General features: G+C 64.7%; 25 protein-coding genes, 1 tRNA gene and 1 riboswitch. Of the genes, 11 read left to right on the forward strand and 15 right to left on the reverse strand.

Annotated features, from left to right (window positions below; translation table 11 throughout):
* Positions 1–20: 20 nt before the first annotated feature.
* Positions 21–171, forward strand: a riboswitch (FMN riboswitch).
* Between the two features lie 109 nt (positions 172–280).
* Together ribB and ABD104_RS07070 are read left to right on the forward strand one after the other, a co-directional pair.
* The gene (ribB, locus tag ABD104_RS07065; RefSeq protein WP_087839315.1) at positions 281–946 is read left to right on the forward strand and encodes a 3,4-dihydroxy-2-butanone-4-phosphate synthase; all 666 of its coding nucleotides are present in this window, start codon (positions 281–283) and stop codon (positions 944–946) included.
* 15 nt (positions 947–961) lie between these two features.
* Positions 962–1,819, forward strand: a complete 858-nt coding sequence (locus tag ABD104_RS07070) for an SIR2 family NAD-dependent protein deacylase (protein ID WP_343927325.1) — start codon at positions 962–964, stop codon at positions 1,817–1,819.
* 3 nt (positions 1,820–1,822) lie between these two features.
* On the opposite strand, the gene ABD104_RS07075 is transcribed toward ABD104_RS07070, so the two are convergent.
* On the reverse strand, positions 1,823–2,488 hold the full coding sequence (locus ABD104_RS07075; protein WP_279814072.1) for a GntR family transcriptional regulator: 666 nt from the start codon (positions 2,486–2,488) through the stop codon (positions 1,823–1,825).
* A gap of 85 nt (positions 2,489–2,573) precedes the next feature.
* On the opposite strand from ABD104_RS07075, the gene ABD104_RS07080 reads away from it, so the two are divergent.
* From ABD104_RS07080 to ABD104_RS07105, 6 genes are read left to right on the forward strand one after another with little or no spacing between them, the layout of a single operon-like run.
* Positions 2,574–3,452: a fumarylacetoacetate hydrolase family protein gene (locus ABD104_RS07080; RefSeq protein WP_343927326.1), complete on the forward strand. Its 879-nt coding sequence runs from the start codon at positions 2,574–2,576 to the stop codon at positions 3,450–3,452.
* Positions 3,449–4,324: a polysaccharide deacetylase family protein gene (locus ABD104_RS07085; RefSeq protein ID WP_343927327.1), complete on the forward strand. Its 876-nt coding sequence runs from the start codon at positions 3,449–3,451 to the stop codon at positions 4,322–4,324. Before ABD104_RS07080 ends, ABD104_RS07085 begins: the two co-directional genes overlap by 4 nt.
* Positions 4,325–4,352: 28 nt before the next feature.
* Positions 4,353–5,324: a tripartite tricarboxylate transporter substrate binding protein gene (locus ABD104_RS07090; protein ID WP_343927328.1), complete on the forward strand. Its 972-nt coding sequence runs from the start codon at positions 4,353–4,355 to the stop codon at positions 5,322–5,324.
* A 52-nt stretch (positions 5,325–5,376) separates the two neighbouring features.
* Positions 5,377–6,357 carry a tripartite tricarboxylate transporter substrate binding protein gene (locus ABD104_RS07095; protein ID WP_087839310.1) on the forward strand — a complete coding sequence of 327 codons (981 nt, stop codon included), beginning with the start codon at positions 5,377–5,379 and terminating at the stop codon, positions 6,355–6,357.
* A gap of 16 nt (positions 6,358–6,373) precedes the next feature.
* On the forward strand, positions 6,374–8,077 hold the full coding sequence (locus tag ABD104_RS07100; RefSeq protein ID WP_343927329.1) for a CocE/NonD family hydrolase: 1,704 nt from the start codon (positions 6,374–6,376) through the stop codon (positions 8,075–8,077).
* Positions 8,078–8,119: 42 nt separating this feature from the next.
* Complete coding sequence (locus ABD104_RS07105; protein ID WP_087839309.1) at positions 8,120–8,539, forward strand: carboxymuconolactone decarboxylase family protein; 420 nt, start codon at positions 8,120–8,122, stop codon at positions 8,537–8,539.
* A 63-nt stretch (positions 8,540–8,602) separates the two neighbouring features.
* Here ABD104_RS07105 and ABD104_RS07110 read toward each other — a convergent pair whose 3' ends face one another.
* The 3 genes from ABD104_RS07110 to ABD104_RS07120 all read right to left on the reverse strand — a co-directional run bounded on the left by ABD104_RS07110 (position 8,603) and on the right by ABD104_RS07120 (position 12,463).
* Positions 8,603–10,291, reverse strand: a complete 1,689-nt coding sequence (locus ABD104_RS07110; protein WP_338618537.1) for a tannase/feruloyl esterase family alpha/beta hydrolase — start codon at positions 10,289–10,291, stop codon at positions 8,603–8,605.
* Positions 10,292–10,800: 509 nt separating this feature from the next.
* A complete protein-coding gene (locus ABD104_RS07115; RefSeq protein ID WP_132979966.1) occupies positions 10,801–11,643 on the reverse strand; it encodes a sulfurtransferase in 843 nt (280 codons plus the stop codon).
* A 37-nt stretch (positions 11,644–11,680) separates the two neighbouring features.
* Positions 11,681–12,463 carry a tripartite tricarboxylate transporter substrate binding protein gene (locus tag ABD104_RS07120; RefSeq protein ID WP_165963190.1) on the reverse strand — a complete coding sequence of 261 codons (783 nt, stop codon included), beginning with the start codon at positions 12,461–12,463 and terminating at the stop codon, positions 11,681–11,683.
* A gap of 8 nt (positions 12,464–12,471) precedes the next feature.
* Between ABD104_RS07120 and ABD104_RS07125 the strand changes: the two genes are divergently transcribed.
* Complete coding sequence (locus tag ABD104_RS07125) at positions 12,472–12,945, forward strand: LysE family translocator (protein WP_087839305.1); 474 nt, start codon at positions 12,472–12,474, stop codon at positions 12,943–12,945.
* A gap of 48 nt (positions 12,946–12,993) precedes the next feature.
* Here the strand turns inward: ABD104_RS07125 and ABD104_RS07130 are convergent, their stop codons facing one another.
* The 7 genes from ABD104_RS07130 to ABD104_RS07160 form a co-directional block, all read right to left on the reverse strand.
* Positions 12,994–13,833, reverse strand: a complete 840-nt coding sequence (locus tag ABD104_RS07130) for an alpha/beta fold hydrolase (protein ID WP_087839526.1) — start codon at positions 13,831–13,833, stop codon at positions 12,994–12,996.
* Positions 13,820–14,266 (reverse strand): carboxymuconolactone decarboxylase family protein, encoded by a 447-nt coding sequence (locus ABD104_RS07135; RefSeq protein ID WP_207958651.1) that lies wholly within the window; start codon positions 14,264–14,266, stop codon positions 13,820–13,822. Before ABD104_RS07135 ends, ABD104_RS07130 begins: the two co-directional genes overlap by 14 nt.
* Before the next feature lie 3 nt (positions 14,267–14,269).
* Entirely contained in the window at positions 14,270–15,208 is a 939-nt protein-coding gene (locus ABD104_RS07140) for a DODA-type extradiol aromatic ring-opening family dioxygenase (protein WP_087839304.1), read from the reverse strand.
* On the reverse strand, positions 15,205–16,137 hold the full coding sequence (locus ABD104_RS07145) for a PdxA family dehydrogenase (protein ID WP_165963188.1): 933 nt from the start codon (positions 16,135–16,137) through the stop codon (positions 15,205–15,207). The genes ABD104_RS07140 and ABD104_RS07145 overlap by 4 nt, the downstream gene beginning before the upstream one ends.
* A gap of 71 nt (positions 16,138–16,208) precedes the next feature.
* Positions 16,209–16,688, reverse strand: a complete 480-nt coding sequence (locus ABD104_RS07150) for an aromatic-ring-hydroxylating dioxygenase subunit beta (RefSeq protein WP_243724548.1) — start codon at positions 16,686–16,688, stop codon at positions 16,209–16,211.
* A 1-nt stretch (position 16,689) separates the two neighbouring features.
* A complete protein-coding gene (locus tag ABD104_RS07155; protein WP_087839302.1) occupies positions 16,690–17,916 on the reverse strand; it encodes an aromatic ring-hydroxylating oxygenase subunit alpha in 1,227 nt (408 codons plus the stop codon).
* Positions 17,917–17,959: 43 nt separating this feature from the next.
* Complete coding sequence (locus ABD104_RS07160) at positions 17,960–18,625, reverse strand: GntR family transcriptional regulator (RefSeq protein WP_087839301.1); 666 nt, start codon at positions 18,623–18,625, stop codon at positions 17,960–17,962.
* Between the two features lie 177 nt (positions 18,626–18,802).
* Between ABD104_RS07160 and ABD104_RS07165 the strand changes: the two genes are divergently transcribed.
* Positions 18,803–19,771 carry a Bug family tripartite tricarboxylate transporter substrate binding protein gene (locus ABD104_RS07165; RefSeq protein ID WP_087839300.1) on the forward strand — a complete coding sequence of 323 codons (969 nt, stop codon included), beginning with the start codon at positions 18,803–18,805 and terminating at the stop codon, positions 19,769–19,771.
* Positions 19,772–19,774: 3 nt separating this feature from the next.
* A complete protein-coding gene (locus ABD104_RS30315; RefSeq protein WP_369597221.1) occupies positions 19,775–20,167 on the forward strand; it encodes a Rieske 2Fe-2S domain-containing protein in 393 nt (130 codons plus the stop codon).
* A gap of 51 nt (positions 20,168–20,218) precedes the next feature.
* On the opposite strand, the gene ABD104_RS07170 is transcribed toward ABD104_RS30315, so the two are convergent.
* From ABD104_RS07170 to ABD104_RS07185, 4 genes are all read right to left on the reverse strand, one after another.
* The gene (locus ABD104_RS07170; RefSeq protein ID WP_140416868.1) at positions 20,219–20,950 is read right to left on the reverse strand and encodes an ABC transporter substrate-binding protein; all 732 of its coding nucleotides are present in this window, start codon (positions 20,948–20,950) and stop codon (positions 20,219–20,221) included.
* A complete protein-coding gene (locus ABD104_RS07175; RefSeq protein WP_087839297.1) occupies positions 20,923–21,117 on the reverse strand; it encodes a hypothetical protein in 195 nt (64 codons plus the stop codon). Before ABD104_RS07175 ends, ABD104_RS07170 begins: the two co-directional genes overlap by 28 nt.
* A 51-nt stretch (positions 21,118–21,168) precedes the next feature.
* Positions 21,169–21,489 carry an Arm DNA-binding domain-containing protein gene (locus ABD104_RS07180; RefSeq protein WP_132979964.1) on the reverse strand — a complete coding sequence of 107 codons (321 nt, stop codon included), beginning with the start codon at positions 21,487–21,489 and terminating at the stop codon, positions 21,169–21,171.
* Positions 21,490–21,665: 176 nt separating this feature from the next.
* Positions 21,666–21,757 (reverse strand) — tRNA-Ser (locus tag ABD104_RS07185).
* Between the last annotated feature and the right edge of the window lie 26 nt (positions 21,758–21,783).

The following is a 21,783-nucleotide window of genomic DNA, read 5'->3' on the forward strand; positions in this document are numbered from 1 at the left end:
CCCTGCCGCCTGTCTGGGCGGTGCGTCTTCAGGGCGGGGTGGAAATCCCCACCGGCGGTAGGGTGTCCTCGCACACCGAGCCCGCGAGCGCTTGCCGGCCCTCCGGCAAGGTCAGCAGATCCGGTCCCATGCCGGAGCCGACGGTCATAGTCCGGATGAAAGAAGACGGGAACACGCGCCGCGTCCCGGCCTGCGTCCGCGCAGCCATGGGCGGCGCGCCTCCTACGGCGCCCACCAGCGCCATGCCCTGAACGCTTCCTGTTTCCTACGGAGCGTTTTCATGCAGTCCCTGCAACAGTACTTCGAAGCCACCACCGCCGAACAACGGCTGCTCGCGGCCCTGGCCGCGCTGAAACTCGGCCAGCCTGTCGTGCTGCTGGACGACGAGGATCGCGAGAACGAGGCGGACCTCATCATCGCCGCCGAATCCATCACCGAACCCATCATGGCGCGCATGATCCGCGATTGCAGCGGCATCGTCTGCCTGTGCCTGACGCCCGAGAGCGTGGATGCGCTCGGGCTGCCGCAGATGACCTCCCGCAACCGCAGCCGCAACGGCACCGCGTTCACGGTCAGCATCGAGGCCCGCGAGGGCGTCAGCACGGGCGTCTCCGCGGCGGACCGGATCACCACGGTGCGCGCCGCGCTGACCGGCGATCCGGCGGCCCTGGTCAGCCCCGGCCACATGTTCCCGCTGCGCGCCGATCCGCGCGGCGTGCTGGGCCGCCGCGGCCACACCGAGGGATCGGTGGACCTGGCTGCGCTGGCCGGCCTCGCCCCCGCCGCGCTGCTGTGCGAACTGATGCACGAGGACGGCAGCATGATGCGCGGCGACGCGGCGCTGGCCTATGCCCGCGAACACGGCTGGCCGCTGCTGACGATCGAGGACATCGTGACGTGGCGTTCGCGCGCCGACCTGCCGGCCGAGGAAGCCATCGCGGCCTGAGGGGGACACGGCCCCATGCCATTCCCCATCCGCCAGCCTGATATCGAACAGGCCGCCCGGCTCATCGACGAGGCCGACTGCCTCGTCATCGCCGCCGGCGCGGGCATGGGCATCGACTCGGGCCTGCCCGACTTCCGCGGCCAGCACGGCTTCTGGCGGGCCTACCCGGCCCTGGGGCGCCACGGCCTCGATTTCACCAGCATCGCCTCGCCGCGGGCCTTCAGGCGGGATCCGCGGCTTGCCTGGGGTTTCTATGGCCACAGGCTGGCGCTGTACCGCACCACCGCGCCGCACGCGGGCTTCGCGCTGCTGCGCGACTGGGCCCGCGAACTGCCCCGGGGCTGCGTGGTCTTCACCAGCAACGTCGACGGCCAGTTCCAGCGCGCCGGATTCGACGACGGCGACATCACCGAATGCCACGGCTCGCTGCATTTCCTGCAATGCCTGGCCCCCTGCTGCGAAGCCATCTGGCCGGCCACCGACTTCATCCCGGACGTCGACGAGGAACATTGTCTGCTGCGCGGCGAACCGCCCGCCTGTCCGCGCTGCGGCGGCTGCGCCCGCCCTAACGTGCTGATGTTCGGCGACGCGGACTGGATCGATGACCGTGCCCAGGCCCAGGCCCGCCGCCTGGAGGCGCGGCTGCGGCTGTCGTCGCGGCCGGTGGTGGTGGAGATAGGCGCCGGGCAGGCCGTCCCCACCGTGCGCCACTTCAGCCAGCAACTGGCCTTCGACAGGCGGGCGCCGGTCATCCGCATCAATCCCCGCGAACCGGAAGTCCCCGGGCTGCCCCAGGCCGTCGGCCTGCCGCTGAATGCGCTGGAAGCGCTGCGCGCCATCGACGCGGCCCGCGAGGGCCGTGCCGATGGCTAGGCCCTAACCCTGCTGGCCCGACAACGCGGCCGTCCGCTCGTAGTGCCGGGCCAGCAACTCCTTGGCCGCTTCCAGGTTCCCCGCCATCACGGCCTCGAAGATGGCCCGGTGCTCGTCCAGTTCGTTGCGCCGCTTGTAGGCCTTGCGCGCCGCCAATTGCCGATAGCGGTAGGCGCGGTCGTAGAGCTGCTCGCAGAATCCCATCAGCGTGGGCGACCCGCACGCGGACAACAGGGCGAAGTGGAACGCGCGATGCTGCCGTTCCCACACCGGGTTTTCTTCATAGCTGTCCTCGTCCACCGAGCGCGGCGTGCGCGACAGGCGGTGGAAGGCGAGCAGCAGCGCTTCCTCCCATTGCGGACTGCGCCGGGCCAGCCCCTGCTCGAGCGCCAGCGACTCCAGCGCCACACGGTTGCGCAGGATGTCCTCCAGTTCGTCGGCCGATACCGACGCGGCCGCGAATCCGCGCTGGTCGTTGTGCACGGCCAGGCCCTCGGCGACGAGGCGGCTGAGCGCCTCGCGCAACGGGCTCGCGCCTATGGCGTAATGCTGCCGCAGTCGATGCATCGGCAGCTTCTGCCCGGGGGGCCACAGACCGTCGAGCAGATCGGCGCGCAGGCGTTCGTAGATCTGCACGGTCATGCTGGGAGCGATATCGGCATCTAACATGCGGGGGTTTTCCTCAGGTTACCGACATTATTTTAGCTCGATAGAATTTTGTCGATATTTTTCTCCATACGGAGTTTTATCGACAATGGCTCATCCTTTTGTTTCCTTCACACTCCCAGGCCAGGACACCGTCCGCATCGGCGTGGTCGCGGACGGCAGCGTCGCCGAAATCGCCGATTCCGGCCATCCGTTCAAGCCCGGAGGCGCGCTGGCGGCGCTGGCCTCGCAAGGCCCGCAAGCCATGCGGGCAGCCGCCGACTGCGCCCTGGCGGGCGTCAAGCGCGTCCCGCTGGCCGAGGTCCGCCTGCTGCCCCCCGTACCCCAGCCCGGCAAGATCATCTGCCTGGGCCTGAACTACGCGGACCACGCCGCCGAAGGCGGCAACGCCAAGCCCTCGTATCCGAGCTTCTTCATGCGCGGCGCCACCTCGCTCATCGCCCACGGCGCGCCGCTGCTGCGCCCACGGGTATCGGACAAGCTGGACTTCGAGGCGGAACTGGCGGTGGTGATCGGCAAGCGGGCGCGGCACCTGACGCCGGACGACGCCCTGTCGGCCGTCGCCGGATACGCATGCTTCAACGATGCGACCCTGCGCGACTACCAGCGCCGTACCGCGCAATGGACCATAGGCAAGAACTTCGACGGCACGGGCGCCTTCGGACCGTGGCTGGTCCCGGCCGACGCCCTGCCCCCCGGCGCATCGGGCCTGAAGATCGAATCGCGCCTGAACGGCCGCGTCATGCAAAGCGACAACACCTCGAACATGCTGTTCCCGGTGGCCGAGACCCTGTGCCTGCTGACCGAGGCGCTGACGCTGGAGCCCGGCGACGTCATCGCGATGGGCACGCCCGCCGGCGTGGGGTATGCGCGCAAGCCGCCGGTATGGATGCAACCCGGCGACCGCATCGAGATCGAGATCGAAGGCCTGGGCACCCTGGCCAATACCGTGAAGGACGAAGCATGACCGACATCGCAGCAAGCGCAGCCACCCCGCGCATTACCCGACTGCCCGACGATTTCCGCTGGCCGGGCGGCAAGCGCATCGCCGTGATCTTCAACATCGCGTTCGAGGCCTGGTCGGATGGCCAGGCGCCGGGCATCGGCCCCATGGGCAACGTGCTCAAGCCGGGCTACTTCGACACCAATGCGCACTCGTGGGCATCGTTCGGCGTCAACCGCGGCATCCACCGCCTGATCGGCATCGCCGAAAAGCACGGCATCAAGACCAGCGTGATGGTCAACGGCGTCATCTGCGAACGCGACCCCGCCACCGTGCGCCGCATCGCCGAGCTCGGCCACGAGATCGTCAATCACTCGTGGGGCATGGACGTGATTCCGGTCTACCTGGACGAGGCCGCCGAACGCGCGAACCTGCGCCGCAACCACGACCGGCTGGCCGGCACCTCCGGCACGGCACCCACCGGCTGGATCAGCCCGCGCGGCACGGGCAGCCTCATCAGTTCGCGGCTGCTGGCCGAGGCCGGCTATCTGCACCACGGCGACATGAACGACGACGACCGGCCCTACGTCATGGACTTCGGGCAGCACCGCATCGTCGCCATCCCGCTCACCATGGACGTCAATGACCTGCCCACCTGCATCCGCTACGGCCAGGGGCCGCGGCACATGCTCGAGACCTTCGAGGACTGCTTTGCCGCCTTCCGGGAACGCGAGACCGCGCCCCTGATGCTGGACGTCACGGCCCACACGCACGTCATGGGCCGTCCCTCGGGAGCCTGGGTCTACGACGAGATCATGGGCCGCGTGGCCAAGGCCGATGACGTCTGGATCGGCACGCGACAGGAGATGGCCCGGTACGTCCTCGACACGATCTGAACAGCGCACCGCGCACGGAGGAGACAACATGAAATCCCTGAGCATGGCCGCGGCGGCGCTGGCCGCCTGCGGCCTCGCATCCCCTGCCCTGGCACTGGCCGAACCGGCCTGGCCCGCCAAGCCTGTCCGCTTCGTCGTCGCGTTCGCGCCCGCCGGCCCGGCCGACATCATCGCCCGTCTGCTCGGACATCGCCTGGGCGAAGCCCTGGGCCAGAGCATCGTGGTGGAGAACCGGCCGGGGGCCGGTGGCTCGGTGGCTTCGGCCGCCGTGGCGCGCGCCGATCCCGACGGCTACACCCTGCTCATCAACACCAGTTCCTATGCCGTCAATCCGGCCATGCAGCGCAACCTGGGCTTCGATGCCGAGAAGGACCTGACGCTGGCGGCGCTGGTGGCCTCGAGCCCCAACCTGATCGTGACCGCGCCCAACCTGAAGGCCAGGACGCTGCAGGAGGTCATCGCCACGGCGAAGTCCGGCGACTACAACTACGGCACGGCCGGCGCCGGCACCACGCCGCACCTGACCGCCGAATACCTGTTCAAGGTGCTGGCCCGCACGCCCGTCACCCACATTCCCTACCAGGGCGCCGGCCCCGCGCTGACGGCGGCCGCGGCCGGGCAGACGCAGCTCGCCAGCGTGGCCCTGCCCGCGGCGGTGGAACTGGTCAAGGCCGGCAAGGTGCGCGGCCTGGTCGTGACCGGCAGCAAGCGCTCGGCGGCGCTGCCCGAGGTGCCCACCGTGGCCGAGTCGGGCTTCCCCGGTTTCGAGGACGTGACCTGGGTGGGCGTATTCGCGCCGGCCAGGACGCCCGATGCGGTGCTCCAGCGCCTGAACGACGAGGTCGCGCGCATCCAGCGCGACCCCGAGTTCCAGGCCAGGCTGGCCGCCACCGGCTTCGAGCCGCTGGGCGGCACGCTGCCGCAGGCCAGGAAGTACCTGCACGACGAACTGGCCAAGTGGGCCAAGGTCGTGAAGGAAACCGGCGCCCAGGCGAACTGACCGACAAACGAACCGGCGGCGCCCCCGCCGCCGATCCCAGGAGAAGACCCTCATGCCTCATCGCAGACAAGCCCTCGCCCTGCTGGGCGCGCTGCCGCTGGCGGCTGCGCTGCCGGCCCGCGCCCAGGGCGATTTTCCCTCGCGTCCCATCAGGCTCCTGGTGGCCTTCGCGGCCGGCGGCAGCCCCGACCTGCTGGCGCGCCTGATCGGCAACCAGGTCGGCAAGCAGACGGGCCAGAGCGTGGTGATCGAGAACCGCGCCGGCGCCAACGGCATCATCGCCGCCGAGGCAGCCGCCCATGCCGCCCCGGACGGCTACACGCTGCTGCTGACCACCGGTTCGCAGGCGATCAACCCCAGCATCTACAGCAAGCTTCCATACGACACGGTGCAGGACTTCACGCCGGTGAGCCTGCTGACGGTGGCCCCGGCGTTGACACTGGTGGTCAATCCCAAGTTCCCCGGCAAGACCTTCGCCGAGTTCCTCGACATGGCGCGCAAGCCCGAAAGCCGCATCACCTTCGGCTCGCCAGGCACCGGCAACACGCTGCACCTGGTGGGCGAGCTGCTGAACGCGACGGCCGGCACGCACATGCTGCACGTGCCCTACAAAGGAGGCGCGCCCGCGCTGAACGCCGTGATCGCCGGCGACGTCAGCGCATGCTTCCTGAGCACGGCCGCGGCCATCATCGCGGTCAAGGCCGGGCAGGTCCGCCCGCTGGCGGTCACCAGCCGCCAACGCATCGCCGCGTTTCCCGACGTCCCGACCATGGCGGAAAGCGGTGTGCCCGACATGGACTACAACGGCGGCTGGGTCGGCATCTTCGCGCCCGGAAAAACGCCGCCCCCCATCGTGCAGCGCCTGTACGCCGAGATCGACAAGGCCATGCGGGTGCCCGAGGTGAAGGAAAAGATGGAAGCCTGGGACAGTCCGCCCGCGCAATCGTCGCCGCAGGAATTCACCCGCTTCTTCCAGGCCGAGATGGACAAGTTCGCGCGCATCGTCAAGCTTGCCCACGTACCCATGCAATGAAGAGATTCCCCGCACCATGATCCCGACCCGCACCACCACCGAGAACGGCATGATCTTCGAACGCGACGTCGCGCTGGCGATGTCCGACGGCACCGTGCTGCGCGCCAATGTCTTCCGGCCCGAGGCCGCGGGCCGCCTCCCGGTGGTCATGGCCATGGGCGCCTACGGCAAGGACGTCCATTTCGCGGATGCCTACCAGCCCCAATGGCAGGTCCTGAAGAAAATCTACCCGGGTCTGGACACCGAGGGCACGACCGGACGCTACCTGCGCTGGGAAGTCGTCGACCCCGAGCGCTGGGTGCCCGACGGCTTCGTCGTGATCCAGGTCGATTCGCGCGGCACGGGCCGCTCCGAGGGCTACCTCGATCCATTCGGGCCCATCGAGACGCGCGATCTCTATGAATGGATAGAGTGGGCGGGCGGCCAGCCATGGTCCAATGGCAAGGTAGGCCTGATCGGCGTGTCCTATCTCGCGATCAAGCAGTGGCAGGTGGCCGCCTTGCGGCCCCCGCACCTTGCCGCCATCGTGCCTTGGGAAGGATCCAGCGACCTGTACCGCGACGGCAGCTATCACGGCGGCATCCTGAGCAACAGCTTCACCGAGGCCTGGTGGCCGCGCCAGGTGCTGGCCAATCAGTACGGCAGCGGCGCCAGCACCCACCGCGACCGCCTGACCGGCGAACGCACCACCGGCCCCGACCTGCCCGAAGCCATCCTGCGGGGCAGCCGCGCGGACCACCCGCGCGACCGCCTGGAGCATCCACTGGACGACGCCTGGAACCAGGCCCGCGAAGCCGACTTGTCCGCGATCCAGGTACCCATCCTGTCGGCCGCGAACTGGGGCGGACCGGGCATGCACCTGCGCGGCAACTTCGAAGGTTTCCTGCGTGCCGGATCGCGGGACAAATGGCTGTTCGCCCACATCGGCACCCACTACGAGAGCTTCTACCTGCCCCGCTACGTCGCCCTGCAAAAACGTTTCTTCGACCACTATCTGCGCGGCGCGGACAACGGCTGGGACCGCGAGCCTCGTGTCCAGCTGGCCATCCGCCGTCCCGACGGCACCGCCGAGCTGCGCCAGGAACACGAATGGCCGCTGGCCCGGACACGATGGACGCGCTTGCATCTGGACGCGGACGCGCTGATGCTGGCGCCGCAGGCGCCCGGGGCAGGCGGCCGGGCGGTGTTCGACGCGATGGGCGAAGGCTTGCACTTCTCGACCGCGCCGTTCGAAGAGGACGTCGAATTCACCGGCCCCGCGAGCCTGCGCCTGTGGGCGTCGTCATCGACCGCCGACATGGACATCTTCGCCGTGCTGCGCGTGTTCGACCCGGAGGGCAAGGAAGCCAGCTTCATCGGCGCGCACGAACGGGTACCCATGGCGCTGGGCTGGCTGCGCGCCTCGCGCAGGAAGACGGATCCCGCCCGCAGCCTGCCCTACCGGCCCTGGCATACGCACGATGAAATCCAGGAACTCGAGCCGGGCCAGGCCTATCCGCTGGATATCGAGATCTGGCCCACCAGCATGGTCTTCCCGCGTGGCTGGCGCCTGGTGCTGACGCTGCAGGGCCATGACTTCATCGTCGACCCGCCGGGGCGCTTGCGCCACGACCATCCGCAGGACCGGCCGGCCGGGATCTTCGACGGCCGGACCACCGTCCACACCGGTGGCGAACGGGACAGCTACCTGCTGATGCCCCTGATCCCGGCCCGCGGTTGAAGGAAGGGTTATGCTCGCGCAGTACCGATCCAGGAGACGAGCATGACCCGATCCAACCGTACCGCGCTTGGCGGCAGCTACAACGAAGCCTTGTTCGAACAGGGCCTGGCCACCCGCCGCGAGGTGCTCGGCCGCGAATACGTGGACGCCTCGCTGGCCAAGGCCGCCGAGGACCCGCTGCGCATGGAACTGCAGCAGCTGGTCACGCAGCATTGCTGGGGCGACGTCTGGAACCGGCCCGGGCTCGACCGGCGCACTCGCAGCTTCCTGAACCTGGCCATGATCACGGCACTGAACCGTCCGCACGAGCTGCGGCTGCACGTGCGCGGCGCGATCAACAACGGCCTGACCAAGGAAGAGATCAACGAGGTCTTCCTGCAGGCCGCCATCTATTGCGGCGTGCCCGCGGCTCTGGACGGGCAGCGGGTGATGCTGGAGGTGTTCGCGGAAATGGGGATCTGAGGAAAAACCATGGCCGGCGCGGCGGGGCGGGCGCGAAGGCCGCCTCGCCGGCTCGTGCACGGTTTACGCCGGATCGGCTACGGGCAGCGTGCACGTGAAGCTGGCGGCGTCGTCTATCGACCCGGTTCCCTTGTAGCGCGGGTACGCGGGATACGGGCAAAGCGGACGCGTCCGGCTGGCCGGAATCGCGGGCGTCACCGCGGCGAGATCGGCGTTGCCCGGTGTTGCCTGCGCAACGATGGCATCCGGTGCCTTGCCACGCTCGACCCAATCCATGATGGGTGCCAGCCGGTCGAAGGTGTCGGTGCTGGGACCTCCCCTGCAATGGCCCATGCCCGGCACAAGGAAAAGCCTGGCGAACCGGCCCGTTTGCTCGCGGCTCGAATTGAGTGCCACGACGGATTCGTAGTAGTCGATGGTGTCGACGGCGTTCGGTCCGCTGTCCCCCGTGCCGTGATAGAAGATCATCTTGCCTCCCCGGTCGCGATAGCGCCCCAGATCCGGGTCCGACATCAGCCACGGCGCATTGACGGTCATCGAATTGCCCCAGGTATCCCAATCGACATCATCCAGGGGCCGGAATCCCGGCTGGGGCGGGGTCATGAACAGGATCGGCGTCGGGTCGATATTCAGTTTCCACTGGATATCCAGAATCGGCCCCTGCCCCGTGATGCGCGCAGCCTGACCGGAAGACGTCATCCAGGCGGCGTCGATGCGATAGCCGCGGACCGGGACCTCGCCTGGGGCTCGATAGCCCGGCACCTTGAACGCGGCGCCACCGGAGTCGACCGGCCCGTCCAGGACGGCTTCCCAGATACCCACCTGTTCGGCCGACAGGCATTCCGGGGTCTTCTCTCCGGTGCAAAGCAGCGCTTTCGGGCGGAACGTGCAGGCGGCCACATTGCTGATCATGCCGTCGACCGCGCCATCCTGCGCGTCGCAGGCAGCCAGCAGCTCGCGCTGGAACAACTGGCGATCGGCCTGCGGCATCGCCTCGTGGAAGCGCGGCATGCCATTGATATCCCGGGACACCACCGCGGCGGCCTTCTGCCAACCCCAGATCCGGGCCGCCACGACCCGGCCGAAGTCGAATACCGGAGCGCCCGCGACGATGCCATCGAACTCGTCCGGAAAACGCTGCGCAAAAGCCATGCCCTGCCGCCCCCCGGTGGAGCATCCATCGAAATACGAGCGCTCGATCGCGTCGCCATAGTAGTCCGCGATCAGGCTTTTGGCGGCCTTGGACGTCTTGATGATGGCCCCGTAGCCGAAATCCACCCTCGCCTGGGGATCGAAGCCGAAGGCCTCGGGCGCCGGCAGGTCGGCATTGTCGTGGCCGCCGTTCTGGGAAACCACCGCGAAACCCTGCTCCAGGGCCGTCTTCGCTCCGCCCGTCGGTCCATACGCGGGAGCCAGCGTGCCTTCGAGCCCGCTGCCGCCTTGAAAGAGGAAGCGCCGATTCCACTCGAGCGGCAGACGAAGTTCGAACTTCGTCGCGTAGCGCTTTCCGTCCACGCCTGTCCGGGGTTCCAGGGAACCCTGGACCACACAGTGGGCCGGCAGGAAGGTTGCCGCGGTCGGAGCGGACTTCTCCGTGGCGGCCGGTACCCAGGTGGCGCTGGTGATGACACCCTTGTGCTCTGCGCTGCTGAAATCCTTGACTGCCGCGCAGGCTGCCTCTCCGGTCAGCGCCTGAGGCTCAGGCACCGCGCCCGACCCACCGCAGCCGGCAACCGCCAGAACCGCCGCCAAACCTCCGGCGCCCCACCCAACAGCCAGATATCCACCCGATGCATGCATAGTGCGGTCCCCCTTATTGGCGCCGATGGCGGCGATATTTATAAAGTATCTTGATATAAAAATACCTTACATAAAACTGAGACTTACGCGAATAGGGTTAGTCCTGAATGGCGCAGGTAACGTGCCGCGGCGGCGCAACTGCCGCGATCGGCCACGCCATGCGGAGAAGCAGACGACAACAAAAAACCCCTTGATTTCTCAAGGGGTTTCTTGGCACATCTGATCTGGCGAGCGGTGTCATTCAAAAGATGGCCTATGATCCGCATGAATGCTTGCTCTAGCTGGTTTTGTTTTTGGCAACTACCCCCATAAATACCCCCACCCTCTCGCGCTGCTAAATCGCCATCAGCCGGTAGGGGTTCAGCAGCCGCTCATAGGGAAAGCCATGGACAGCCCGACCGGACCGCCGCCGCAAACCACCACGTCGAAATGGTCGACGGCGCGGTGCCTGGAATGCTGCGTCATGCTTGCCCCCTTTCAGCGGCGCTGCGCGCCATGCGCTCGGGACTCTTGTTCCATTCGGACCACGAACCCACGTACAGGCGCGGCTCGACTCCCAGCGCGTTAAGCGTCAAGACGGATAGCGCCGACAACACCCCGCCGCCGCAGTACACGACGACATCGCGGCCGGCTTTCACGCCGGCGTCCTCGTACAGCGACTCGATTTCGCTCACGGTGCGCAGCACGCCCGCCGGCGTCCACTGCTCGGCGGAAGGCAGGTTCCTGGCGCGGGGGATGCTGCCCGCAAGAAATGAATTCTCGTCGCGCGCATCGATGAGCAAGGTGCCGGAGCCCAGTTGCTCCACCTCGTCGACGAGGATCTGCGGCATGTTCCCCGGCTGCAGCCTGAGCTGCTCCGACGCGGCGGTCGCGACGCGATGGGTTTCGCCCTGGGCCACCGGCCCGCCATGATTGATCCACGCTTCCAAGCCGCCGTCGAGCACCTTGACGTTCTTGAGCCCCGCCCAGCGCAGCACCCACCAGCCGCGCGCGGCCAGCGCCACCGACGGCCCGTACACCACGACCTCGGTCTCGGCATCCACGCCCCAGGCCCTGAGCCGGTGCTCGAGTTGCTCGCGCTCCGGCAAGGGCAGATTGCCGGAATCCGGCGCAGGCTGCGCCGCGAAGACCTCGCGTATCTGTCCGTACACGGCGCCGAGAATGTGGCAATCGCGGTAGTCCCTGAACTCGTCCTCGGGCTCGCCCAGCCTGACGTCGATAAACAGCCGGTTCGCGTTGGCGCGTTCCAGCAATTGCTCGGGCTGCACGATATCGCCCGACAGGGACGACAACTTGTGTTTCATCGATCGAATCCTTCGCTCATCCAGGCCGGCCGGAACGTCAATCCGCCACCGGCAGATTCCGCTCCTTGATCAGTTTCTTCCAGAATTCCGTTTCCGAGCGCACCACGTCGGTCAGCGCGGCGGTGCTGGTATCGGGCAGTTCCGCGGCCCAGCCCTTGACCGTTTCCTGGGTGGCCGGAGATTTGGCGATCGCGGTGATTTCATCCGCCAGGCTCTTCGTAACCGCGGGATCCATGTTCTTGGGACCGAACACGGCGATCCACGCGCCGATGGCGGGCACGTCGCGCAGCCCCAGTTCATGCAGCGTAGGCACGCCGGTGGCCACGGCGCTGCGTTCGGCGGAGCTCACGGCAAGCGCTTCCATCGTCCCCGCACTGATGTACGGCCAAGCCGTCACCAGGGAAATGATGGCGATGTCCACATCTCCCGCCATCACTGCCTGCAACTGCCTGGAACCCGTGCTGTAGGGAACGTGCACCATGTGCGTACCCGCGCTGATGTTGATCAGCTCGCCCAGGTAGTGCATGCCCGTGCCCACGCCGGCAGAGGCGAAGTCGATCTTGCTGCCGCTCGGTTTGGCCTGGTCGATCAGATTCTTGAAGGTCTTGAACTTCCCCGCTTTCGCGACGATCACGTAGGGCGTCGTCGTGATCTGCGCGATCGGCTGCAGATCGCGCAGGCCATCCGCATTCTTCTCATTGGAGGCCGCGCGGATCGTGATCGAGGATCCGGTCACCAGCAGGTTGTACCCATCGGCGGGAGTTCCCATGATGTGTTTGGCCGCCACCTCGCCGCCCGCGCCCGGTTTGGGCTCCACCACGAAGCACGCTGGCCCTTGCCGCCTTGGTCGGCATAGGCGGCGTGCTGGTCGCGTCCAGCATCGGCTATGCCGCCCTGCAATTGGCCGGCGCGGCCTACCTCGTCCATCTCGGCATCAAGAAATGGCGCACCGCCTCCGCGCCCCTGCAAACCGCGAGCCGCGAAAGCATGCCGTCGCCCGCCAGCCTCTTCACCCAAGGCATGTTCGTCGCGCTATCCAACCCCAAGGCCATCCTGTTCTTCCTGGCCCTGCTGCCGCAATTCATCCAGGCCAATCGCCCCTTGCTGCCGCAGTTCGCCGCTCTTACCTCGATACTGCTGGCTTTCTCGTTTTCGGCGCTGATGGGCTACTCGGTGCTCGCGCGCACAGGGCGACGGCTTGCGCCGGGAAGTGCAGGCCTGGTGGCGGCGAATCGCATCATCGCCATCGTTTTCGTGGGATTGGGCGTATTCATGCTGGCCAGGGCCGTCACCGGGCGTTAGCAAGAGTCCCGTTCAAGCGAGCAAGGCGCCTGGCTTTCCATACGCTGCTCAAGGAGCGGCGAGGAAATCACCGACAAGACGGTTGAACGTCGCCGTCCATTCGATTTGTGTCCAGTGCCCGCAATGAGGGAACACATGCAGTTGAGCGCGCGGAAGAAGCGACGCTAATTTGATTGAATTCTGCAGAGGAATTACCTGATCTTCACGCCCATGGACGACAAGCGTCTCATGCTGCAGGGTTCGCAGCTGCTCCTCTGGTGTCGCTAGCGCCTCTATGTAACGCTGCCGAGGGCCGGGCGAGAACATGCGGCCGAACCGTTCCTGCACCCCGGGACGGATACTCGCCCGATAGCGCAACTCAGCCAACTCATCGGACACCAACTTGCGGTCATAGGCGAACACATCCAGCAATCCCTTCATATTCTGAAGCGATGGCTCATAGCCCCACACGGCGTCAAGGCCGGGCGTGAGCGGGAACGACGTCCCCACGCTCCCCATCAGCACCAGGCGGCGAACCCGGTCGGGATGGCGACTCGCAACCGCCAGTGAAACACCTCCGCCGAACGAGTTGCCAACCAAGTCGACCTGGGGAAGAGAGAGGGCATCCAGGAAGCCGATCAGATGATCGACCCAGGTATCCAGATCGTATGAAACAGACGGCGGCGCTTCGGTGTATCCGAACCCTACCATGTCGGGCGCCAGGACGCGCGCACGCTCGGCCAGGGGACCGATATTCAGGCGCCAATTCGCCCAGGCCGTAACGCCCGGCCCTGAACCGTGAATCAACAGTACCGGATGGCCTTCGCCCTGGTCGTGGTAGTTCGTATCGATCTGGCCAACTCGCAACCTCAGGCCAATTTCAGGATTCTCGGAATTAGTCACGGCCAGTCCCCTCCTCCTGTTCGCAGATGCGAGCGAGGATCTCCGCACCTCGATTGGCGGCAGACAAGCCGCGGAACAAATAGCACAGGTTCACGACCGCTTGCATTTCGTCCCAGCTCGCTCCCGCCTTGCGGGCAGCGATACCGTGCAGAACGGCGGCATCGCTGAGATCCATGAGCAACATCCCGAACAACAAGAGCTGCGCCGTCTTTACATCGAAGCACTTCGGATACATCCCATGCTCTCGCGCCTCTTCCTGCAAGCGCAGCATCGTCGGATCGATCGCCCCGGTCACATGGAAACGCGCTTCGATACGGGGCGGGAGAAAACCTACCAACTCTTCATATATCTTGGTACGACTTTCAATACTCCGGCTTTCGTCGGAATAGGAGCCCATCCGCTTGCTCACGCTCCCGACGTCGATTCGTGCAGGCAACATGTCTTACTCCTTGGGTTGTTGCGGCCAATACGCAAACCCCAACCCAGTCTTCGCATGATGGGCGGGAATGTAATCGACTATCTCGCCTTTCCATTGGCACGCGGCAGCGGCAACGATCCATGCGCGGATCTCGCCGGAGCCGCCACGCATGGTGGCCGAGTCCATCGTAAAGAGATGCTGGAGGTCTCGGCCCCTGTTGGTTGCGATGCGATCAAGAATCCATTTGTCCATGGGCGTATCGATCCATCCGGCTCTTGGACCGACCGGATCATGCGACAACCCTCCGGACGCATAAATGGCGACGCGTTCTTTGCGCGTGGCCAGGATGCGCGCAAGCGCCTCGCCGAGCTGCCAACACCGGGCGGCGGTTGGCAAGGGCGGAAAGTAGCAATTCAGGTACAGGGGGATGATCGGCACGTCCAACCTGGGAAGCAGGCGCTTGGCCGGATAGACGATCATGTGCGAGGTGCCCCGCTCCGAATGCGGCCCCATGGGATTCATGACCGAGGAGCTGGCCATATCGAAACCATCGTTCAGAAGCTCTTCGAGCAAATGGTTCGACAATTCCTTGTGCACCGGCACATGGATCCGCGACGCTCGAGGCGGTTGATCGACATAGAACGGCGCTTCGGAACCCCACACCTCATCGCCGGTAAACAGGCACATCGCCGGATTGCACCGTGCGTCGAACATGTCCTCCTGATCGTCGCCGACGAAAATCACCGCGTCGGGTCGATACGCTTCCAGCTGTTTCCGCAGGACCTCGAAGGCTGCATCGATCCGATTCACGTAGCTGCGAATGACCTCCGGCGTTTCGAGCTTCGCAGTATGCGGCTGCGAATCCTTCATGTAGTCGGGAATCGCGCCATAGACCTTCGGCCACAGCTCAGGTGGGCAGAACATCGCCGGCGCGTGGGAGGATGCCAGACCAAGACCTATCATTCTCCGTCTCCAGTGGGAAATGTATTCGAAACATGGAGCAATGCTTGGACCAAGGCTTCCGGATTCGCAACTCCCTTGCCCGCGATGTCCATCGCCGTTCCATGTCCTACCGAGGAAAACACGACCGGGGTGCCGATCGACATCGCGGCAGCCATGTTAGGCGCCGCCACCCTTGCAGCGACATGTCCCTGGTCGTGCAGCATGACGACGAACGCATCGCAGTCCTTCCTGGGCAAGAGCGTATCGGCCCCGATAGGTCCGATAAGATCCATGCCATCGTCACGCAGCTTGCCAATCGCTGGCGCGATGATTTCGATCTCCTCGCGGCCGAACAGGCCAGACTCGCCAGCATGCGGATTGACGCCCGATACGCCTATCCGCGGCCGGGCGATACCCAGCCGGCCCAGAGCCTGTGCAGTCGTACGAATGACCTTCTCTACCCGGTCTTGCGTAATGGCAGTCAAGGCGTCCCTGACACTGAGGTGCAGGGTCACGTGAGCGACTCTGGTTCTTTCCCAGCAGAGCATCAATCCGACTTCATCGACCGGCGTCCCCGTACGGCGCGCCAGGTACGACGGATGTCCGTCGAACGCAATGCCTGCTTGTTTGATGGCGGTCTCATGGATCGGCGAACCGACCACTGCATCGACCACTCCTGCTTTCGCCGCATCGACCGCTGCATCCAGCGCCGCGATGGTTGCCGCACCCGACGCGGCCGACACCTCGCCGATTCGAAAGCTTTCGTCCAAGCTCGGGACGTCCATCAGGGCCAGCCCCTGGTCCAGGCTGGCAATGTCCGCCATTGACCGCAGCAGGCGGTAGTCGGCCCGCAGTCCGCAAAGCTTCGCGTGCGCGTCCAACGCCCGTTTGTCGCCAAACAGAACCAGACTCAGGCTGTTGCGGATACGCGGGTCGTCGGATGCCTTCAATGCGATTTCCGGTCCGATCCCCGATGGATCTCCCAACGTAACCGCGATTCTTTTCAGCGCCATTGAGAAACTCACAAAGGCAATGCCAGCAATGTGTCGATACGCGAGCTGTCACAGACCACGATGCGCTCCGCGAAAGCCGGCTTGGAGGCTCTAAGCGAGACCACATCGCGATAGACGCCTGCCGCGAACATGGACATTTCACCGGTCCGCATTGTCCGCACCACCAGAAAGCTGGTTTCGGCATGAATCAGCGGGCCGTCAACCGACAACACCACCGGACGCCCCATGACGTGCCGGTAGCGTTGCCCCTCGTAGACATTCGCCTCGCGCAGCGACTTGACCCGATCCGCCAGCATTCCTCTGGAGTCGGCACATAGCACGCCAAACGGATAGCCGCTTTGCTCGTTATCGATCGAGGTGATCTTGTAATTGCACTGTTCTTCGAAGAAATCAGGCCAGCGCTCCAGCTCGTCCCTATCTATGGCTCTGCCGTAGTCTTCCATCAAAGCCGCCAGCGCGGACACCAGATGTTCTTTGTTCTCTTCCATCTCACAGTCCCATATGGTTACGGTACTCTTTCCAGAAACCCCGGATAGAGGTCTCGGAAGCACGGGAAGACGAAGACTCGGCCCCTTCTCCCCCCATAAGAACCACAGACTCGGCGTCGTTGGATCCAGCGATTCCTCGTTGGACGAATCCACCCACAGCACCGTCCTCCATCGAGACGTAACCAGCCGGCCCCACGAGGTTGGAGTGCTTCATGCGCAGCTTCTGCAGGGCCTCGTCGTCATCCGTGAAACCTATGAGCGTCCACACGAGGTCTGTGCGGTCCGGGCCCTTCGGAACGATTTGCCGAACGGCCAAGCTGTTGTGAATCGCCTGCAACACGAACCCCGGAAATATCGACAGAATCTGTACGTGGCAACCGTCGCCGAATTCGTCAACGATGTTGAGAACGCTCTTGTCGTTAAGAAGAAAGTTCTCTTCCTGATTGCTGCGCAACCCTTCCTTCTTGAACTCGTCGTCCTGGCCCCCGCTATGGCTCAGGGAATAGCTGACATGGTGCCCGCCGCTTTCGGCCACGATCACCCCTCCTCCCTGCGAGAGCCGAGAGACCTTGAACGTTGCGAAAAAGGTATGCAGCAAGCTGGAGTGGTACGTATCTTTCGCGTTCTCGAAGTAGAGCTTCCAATTGTTGGGAAGCGCCTGGGTGTACTGGCCGTAGATTCGCAGCGGCTTGTGCAGAACCCGCTTCACCCGGCTGGCGACTTCGTCACCCAGATATTCTTCAACAGGCGGAGTCTTCTCACTCAAGGTTCCGAAGATCAGACCACAGTACACTTCGACACGCAGTTTTCGCGGCCCGTGGTCGGCCGTATCGAAACTGTCCGGCATACCGCCGGCGCCATTCACGCCGCGGCGGAAGGCCACCGTCTTGAGATTGCCCTGCAAATCATGCGTCCATGCGTGGTAGACACACGTGAACTTGCGGGCCTTGCCCTTGTTTTGCAGGGCCAGCAGCGAGCCCCGGTGCGAACAACGGTTTTCGAACGCTCGGATGACGCCGCCCTCATCACGGCATACGATCACCGGCATGTCGCCGACAAACGTCGTCTTGTAGTCCCCCGACTCGGGCAACTCTGCCTCTAGGCCGAGAAAGCTCCATGTATCGCCTTGGTAAATGCGTTCTTGTTCCTGTCGATAGATCGCATCGTCTCCATAGACCCAATAGGGAACGCGGGTCAGATCTCCTTTTGTCCACTCGCGATACTGCATGCTGCACCTCCGATGACTGATTTGCCGTGTGTTGTTATAGGATTCAACTCGACTCGCGCATGAATGCCTGGACAGCCTGTCCCGTCTGCAGGCTGTGCGCGCGCAGCAACTCGCAAGCGCGGTCTGCATCCCGGGCCAGGACGGCATCGACGATTGCGGCATGCTCCTGAGCCACGTTCCGCTGGGGCGGCCGCTCCTTGAGGAACAATCTCCGGAACCGATCGGACTGGTCATGCAGCACGGAGCAAAACTGCGTCACCATCGGCATGTCGCAGCCCGAGACCAGGCAAAGATGGAATTCACGGTGCGTCCGCTCCCACTCGTCCAGGAACGGGACGAAACCGTCGCGTTGCTCGATCCGGGTGAGGCGATGAAAAACCGCGACAAGCTTTTCTTCCCAGGCCAGATCGCCCAGCTCGATCGCATGGCGTAAGGCAAACGGCTCCATATGGGCCCTAAGTGCCGTGACTTCGGCCAGCTTCTTGATCGACGCTTCGACGACACGAAAACCGCGCTGGTCTTCGGCAACGACAAAACCCTCCGCCATCAGGCGAAGCAACGCCTCTCGAACAGGGCTGAGACTGACGCCGTACTGCTCCCCCAGCGACTCCAGATGGAGCCGCGACTCGGGGAGCACCTCGCCGGTCAGGATCGCTTCCCGCAGACGGGTAGTGAGGGTAGTCGCAATGCTGGTTTTAGAACTTGCCATGCTTGGCCTCTCCGCGCCCTTAGCTTCCCTTCAGGGTTTCGGCCAAGAGCAATTTCGAAATCACTTTATTTTTTTGAATCCTATCATCACAAATCGAATCAGACAAATAATTTCGAATTTATTGACAAGAATATTGAAACTTCATACAGTGGCCGGCATAAAGCCAAGGAGACCTCCATGCCACGCAAAGCCGCCATAGCACTAGCCCTCAGCGCAGCCTTCACGGCCGGTGCTGCCCATGCCCAATCCCCCTACCCTGATCGTCCCGTGAAAATCGTGGTGCCCTATCCCGCCGGCGGGTACTACGATCACGTCGCGAGAGTCATCGCGGAAGCGCTTCGGGCGTCGCTCAAACAAGGCTTCATCGTCGAGAACAAAGTCGGGGCGAACGGCATCATTGGTGCCACCCAAGTGGCCAAAGCTCCGGCCGACGGCTACACACTGCTGCTGGCCGCCGTAGGACCCAATGCCATTTCCCCCGCGTTGACGCCCAATCTGACGTACGACCCTATCGCGGACTTCTCGCCGATTTCTCTGCTCGTTTCCGCACCGAACGTACTCGTCGTACCGGCATCTTCGAGCGCGCGGAATCTTGCAGACCTGGTTGCCGCCTCACGCAAGGCCCCTATGAACTATGCGCATAACGGGGTCGGCAGTTCCGTGCACCTGGGGATGGAGCTATTGAAGGGAGCAACGGGTATGCAAATGGTGGGGGTGCCCTATCGCGGCAGCGCCCCTGCAGTCGTCGCGGTGATCGGTGGAGAAGTCCAGGCGTCGTTTGGCTCGGTCCTGGACGTTCTGCCACAGATCCAGGCGGGACGGCTACGCGCGCTGGCGGTCGGCAGCTCCACCAAGATCGCCGCCATCGGCGGCGTTCCGACAGTCGCGGAACAAGGCATCTCCGGCTTCGAGTCTTCAGCCTGGAGTGGTTTGATGGCTCCCGCGCGCACCCCCAAGCATATCGTCGACACACTCAATCGTGCCGTCAACAGCGCGCTGAAAGACCCCGCCGTCGTCAAGCAACTATCTCCCGGCGGAGAACTTCAGACTCTGGGAGGCAGCCCGGAGGAGTTCGCCTCTTATCTGAAGAGCGAACTTGCAAAATGGCAGAAGGTAGTGACGGACAACGACATCAAGACAGACTGAGCCGTGCCGCACGCGACGCCCTGTTCAACCGTTCCGGAAGACAGGGACGGTTCGAACGCGAAGCAGATCTACCTCTGCCGCATGTCCGACGTGCGCGAAGGACGCCCCGCATCGGTCGCCGTACCGGGGCTTTCGCGCCTGGTGATCTTCCAGGTAGGGCACGCGTACTTCGCTGCCCATGATCGTTGCACGCATGGCAACGCATTGCTCAGCGAAGGCGCGCAAATGGGGAGCGTGGTTTATTGCCCGCTGCATGGAGGAGCGTTCGATATCGCTAGCGGAGCTGCGATATCACCCCCCTGCCGTACTCCACTCTCCCTTCTCCCCATCCGTCTTGAAGGTGGAGGCATCTGGCTTTGCCGAAATTGGAAACAGCCTTGGGCCTCGGAGCGGTAGAGACGCAACGCCCCGACTCTCACCCTCGATACTGTTGTTCTTCTCGTACCGTCACAACGGTACGGGAAACAACTCCTCCACCGTCATGGGCCGCGCGATCATGTCCTGGCGCAACAGGTAGCGCAGCAGCGTCTCCAGCGCCGGCCGGTTCGGCTCGACGCCGTAGACCCAGGGATCTCCGCCTGGAAACAGACGCTTCATCTCTTCCACATCCTGCCGCATCCACGGCAGCATGCAGGCCAGCGTCCCGGTATCTTCCAGCCGCCGCCAGGCCGCGCGCCTGGCCGACTCGAAGGCGTCGAACAGGCTGCGGGCCACGAAGGGATGGCGCTGCAGCACGTCCCTGCGAATCACTACCAGGTGCATGATGGGGAAAATGCCCGTGCGCGACAGGTATTCGCGCTCCACGGCCCTGAAGTCCGGGAAGAGCCGCTCGACGTTGCCCCGGTCCAGGGACGCGGGCAGGCGGGAACCGAGGTACGCGTCGATGGCCCCCTCGTCCAGCAAATCGCTCAGCGACCGTCCGTCGTCGTTCCGGACGATGTCGACCGGCTTGAGCAGGGGCGGCGCCTGCGGATCGCCGTGGCTGCCGGTGCCGTTCACCGCCCCCTGCACCCACTGGACGTTCGAAAAATCGACGCCGTATTCCTCTTGCAGCACGCCGCGGATGTAGACCGCCGCGGTCATCGTGTAAAGCGGCACGCCTATCCGCTTCCCGGCCAGATCGCGCGGGCTCGCGATGCCCGCGCCGCGGTTCACGCACACGTAGCCATGGCGGAACATGCGCGACGGGAAACCGGTATGCCGACGAACCGGTCGTCGCCGCGCGCCAGGCCGCAGGCGTATTCGGACAGCGACATTTCCCCCGCATCGAACTCCAGGTTGGCCATGCGATCGAAGATCGAGCGGGGGTCCAGGTCATGGACATACTGCAGGTCGACACCCGGCACGTCGACTTCCCCCAGGACCAGGGGCAGCGTCCGGTCGTATAGCGTGCAGGCTCAATGCGCCCACCATTCCCGGGCGGCCTGCTCAAACGTCAGGGCCTCGGGCGCGCTGGCCTGCTGCTTGCGCGCCGCCACTGGATCAGCTCCCGAAGCCAGGATCTTCCGCCCTTTTTGGTGCCGCTCGCGGGCCTGAGCCAAAGAAACGTCGGGATAGACGCCCAGCGCCAGCACCTTTTCCTTGCCCTGGTAACGGTATTTCCAGCGCCAGTACTTGCCTACCTGGTTGACCAGCAAGTACAGCCCTCCTCCGTCCGCCATCTTCCGGGGCTTGTCCTGGGGCTTCGCCTGTCGCACGGCGGTATCTGTGAGCGGCATTGGGGGTATCTGTGAAGACGGGGTATCTTGATGATACCCCCAGAAATACCCCCAAATACCCCGGCTGTAGGCGAACTCTGGCGAACCGTTCCGGGCAAGAAAAAACCCGCATCGCCTTAGCTGATGCGGGTTTCTGGACTTCTACGAACTTTGGCGAATCACCAAAAATCGATAACTGGCGGAAGCGGTGGGATTCGAACCCACGATGCAGTTTTAGCCGCATACTCCCTTAGCAGGGGAGCCCCTTCGGCCACTCGGGCACGCTTCCGAAAGAGCCGGCAGTGTACCACGGTC

The organism is Pigmentiphaga daeguensis, assembly GCF_039523035.1.
In the GTDB taxonomy this organism is placed as follows: domain Bacteria; phylum Pseudomonadota; class Gammaproteobacteria; order Burkholderiales; family Burkholderiaceae_B; genus Pigmentiphaga; species Pigmentiphaga daeguensis.